Origin of the sequence: Ruegeria lacuscaerulensis (assembly GCF_013031245.1) — a bacterium.
GTDB classification, from domain to species: domain Bacteria; phylum Pseudomonadota; class Alphaproteobacteria; order Rhodobacterales; family Rhodobacteraceae; genus Ruegeria; species Ruegeria lacuscaerulensis_C.
This window is the reverse complement of record NZ_WPZL01000074.1, coordinates 2,501-6,164: the sequence shown is the minus strand read 5'-3', so window position 1 is coordinate 6,164 and position 3,664 is coordinate 2,501. Positions and strand designations below refer to the sequence as shown.

Below are 3,664 nucleotides of genomic sequence, written 5' to 3'. Positions count from 1 at the left end.
TGGTTGCGGGAGCAGGATTTGAACCTGCGACCTTCAGGTTATGAGCCTGACGAGCTACCGGGCTGCTCCATCCCGCGACACTTTTGGAGGCCTACCGCTTACGCTACTTGAGGCCTGTTTTTGGCCCATTGCTTTCGCGTTTTGAGGCCTGGTATTGATTTCATCGTTAGAGAGATATGTGGGATTTTTCTAGGTTTGGCGGTGACCTACTCTCCCGGGGCTTAAGCCCAAGTACCATTGGCGCGGCAGTGCTTAACTTCCGGGTTCGGGATGGGACCGGGTGTTTCACTTGCGCTATGACCACCAAACCGAGGAAAATCCCCGTCGCGACTTTTGCGGAGCAAAAGCGCGACGCGCGGCAGGCAGCGTCTTTATCGCAGATAAAGGCGCGTTGCCGCACGGTTATTATGTCAATCAACAATGCCGCTTGGCGCGACACAGCCATCCATGTTTACTGAGGTGTATGTTTTTGATTTGTCTTTCCATTACTGGATCAAATCAAGCCTATCGGGCGATTAGTACCGGTCAACTGAACGCATTACTGCGCTTACATCTCCGGCCTATTGACGTGGTGGTCTTCCACGGCCCTCAGGGAGACCTTGTTTTGAGGGGGGCTTCCCGCTTAGATGCCTTCAGCGGTTATCCTGTCCGATCATAGCTACCCTGCACTGCCGTTGGCACGACAACAGGTCCACCAGTGGATCGTTCACCCCGGTCCTCTCGTACTAGGGGCAACTCCTCTCAAGTCTCCTACACCCACGGCAGATAGGGACCGAACTGTCTCACGACGTTCTAAACCCAGCTCACGTACCTCTTTAAACGGCGAACAGCCGTACCCTTGGGACCTGCTCCAGCCCCAGGATGAGATGAGCCGACATCGAGGTGCCAAACACTGCCGTCGATATGGACTCTTGGGCAGTATCAGCCTGTTATCCCCGGCGTACCTTTTATCCGTTGAGCGATGGCCCTTCCACTCGGGACCACCGGATCACTATGGCCGTCTTTCGACTCTGCTCGACTTGTCAGTCTCGCAGTCAGGCTGGCTTCTGCCATTGCACTCAACGAGCGATTTCCGACCGCTCTGAGCCAACCTTCGCGCGCCTCCGTTACGCTTTAGGAGGCGACCGCCCCAGTCAAACTACCCGCCACGCAGGGTCCCGGATCCGGATAACGGACCGCGGTTAGACATCAAGAGTGCGAAGGGTGGTATCTCAAGGGAGGCTCCACCGCGACTGGCGTCACGGTTTCAAAGCCTACCACCTATCCTGCACATCACAATCCTGATGCCAGTGCGAAGCTGTAGTAAAGGTGCACGGGGTCTTTCCGTCTAACCGCGGGAAGCCTGCATCTTGACAGGCAATTCAATTTCGCTGAGTCGATGTTGGAGACAGCGGGGAAGTCGTTACGCCATTCGTGCAGGTCGGAACTTACCCGACAAGGAATTTCGCTACCTTAGGACCGTTATAGTTACGGCCGCCGTTTACCTGGGCTTCAATTCAAGGCTCTCACCTCTCCTTTTAACCTTCAGGCACCGGGCAGGCGTCAGACCCTATACGTCGTCTTGCGACTTCGCAGAGCCCTGTGTTTTTAATAAACAGTCGCCACCCCCTGGTTTGTGCCCCCAGCCCCTAGTTGCCTAGGAACCGGGCCTCCTTCTCGCGAACTTACGGAGGTATTTTGCCGAGTTCCTTCAACATCGTTCTCTCAAGCGCCTTGGTATGCTCTACCAGTCCACCTGTGTCGGTTTAGGGTACGGTCTGATGGAGGGCTATTTCCAGGAACCACTCAGCAGCCCAATCAATCCGATAAGATTGAACTACACCTGTGATCCGTCACATCCTCCTGGCCTAGGAATATTAACCTAGTTCCCATCGCCTACGCCTTTCGGCCTCGGCTTAGGGGCCGGCTTACCCTGCTCAGATTAGCTTTAAGCAGGAACCCTTGGACTTTCGGCGAGAGTGTCTCTCACACTCTTTGTCGCTACTCATGTCATCATTCTCACTAGTGATCTCTCCACCGGATGGCTCACGCCCCGGCTTCATCGAAAACACTCTATCCTGCGCTACCGCCTATTCGGCTACTTGAGCGCGGTTGCCCGCGCCACATAACCGGCGGCAATACAGGATGAGTGTTATGTCACACTACGCTCTGCTACCAGTGCTTACGCACTCCTAAGCTTCGGCTCATGGCTTGAGCCCCGTTACATCTTCGCCGCAGGACAACTTATTTAGACCAGTGAGCTGTTACGCTATCTTTAAAGGATGGCTGCTTCTAAGCCAACCTCCTGGTTGTTTTGGTCGTCCCACCTGCTTTCCCACTTAGCCATGAATTGGGGGCCTTAGCTGTAGGTCAGGGTTGTTTCCCTCTCCACTACGGACGTTAGCATCCGCAGTGTGTCTGCCATCTAGTACTCCCGGGTATTCGGAGTTTGGTTAGGATCAGTAAGCCTGTGGGGCCCCATTACCCATCCAGTGCTCTACCCCCCGGGGTATTCGGATGACGCTCTACCTAAATAGATTTCGCAGAGAACCAGCTATCTCCGAGTTTGATTGGCCTTTCACCCCTAGGCACAGCTCATCCCGATCCTTTTCAACGGATGTGGGTTCGGTCCTCCAGTAAGTGTTACCTTACCTTCAACCTGGCCATGCCTAGATCACTCGGTTTCGGGTCTGATCCCACGAACTCATTCGCCCTATTAAGACTCGCTTTCGCTACGCCTACACCTAACGGCTTAAGCTTGCTCGTGAGACCAAGTCGATGACCCATTATACAAAAGGTACGCCGTCACCCCGCAAGGGGGCTCCGACTGATTGTAGGCGTTCGGTTTCAGGTACTGTTTCACTCCCCTCGTCGGGGTGCTTTTCACCTTTCCCTCACGGTACTGGTTCACTATCGGTCAGCAAGGAGTACTTAGCCTTCGAAGGTGGTCCTCCGATCTTCAGACAGAATTTCACGTGTTCCGCCCTACTTAATACGTCCGTCAAAGCTTCCTATACGGGGCTGTCACCCGCTATGGCCACGCTTCCCAACGTGTTCTAGTCACTCATCCGGCTCGGCTGGTCCCCGTTCGCTCGCCGCTACTAGGGGAGTATCAATTGATTTCCTTTCCTCCGGGTACTTAGATGTTTCAGTTCCCCGGGTTTGCTCTTAAAACCCTATGTATTCAGGTCTTAAGTACCTGTTTAAACCCCATATTGAGTATCAGAGATAACAATATGAAGCTTTCAGGTGGGTTGCCCCATTCAGAAATCCATGGATCAAAGCTTATTCTCAGCTCCCCATGGCTTATCGCAGAGTATCACGTCTTTCATCGCCTCTTGCTGCCAAGGCATTCACCAAACGCCCTTCTCGCGCTTGATTTGATCCAGAAAAAGAAAGACATGACCTTTTTTTGTCCTACCGCCTATTCGGCTACTTGAGGACGTGAACTCTTTCGGCCTTTCGGCCTGCAGAGTTCGGTCAGATCGATCGTGATCATCCAGCTGGTAACTAAAGATGATCTGTTCTTCTGAACCAAAAACATACATTTCCCGCCCCCGCCACTTGGACGAGGACAATTGAGCAACCCCATATGGTCTCTCAGCCGTGCAGCTGATCAACGCAGGTCGCTCGGGTTAGTATATTAGACTTGGACAACTCTGTTCGTTTCAGTCGCGATACGCAG

Annotated in this window: 1 tRNA gene and 2 rRNA genes; all 3 read right to left on the bottom strand. The window is 53.4% G+C overall.

The window, feature by feature from the left end:
- Positions 1–77: transfer RNA gene (locus GOX66_RS25125), tRNA-Met, on the bottom strand.
- A gap of 116 nt (positions 78–193) precedes the next feature.
- Positions 194–308: ribosomal RNA gene (rrf, locus tag GOX66_RS25120) — 5S ribosomal RNA — on the bottom strand.
- Between the two features lie 186 nt (positions 309–494).
- Positions 495–3,360 (bottom strand): 23S ribosomal RNA (locus tag GOX66_RS25115).
- Positions 3,361–3,664: the final 304 nt, after the last annotated feature.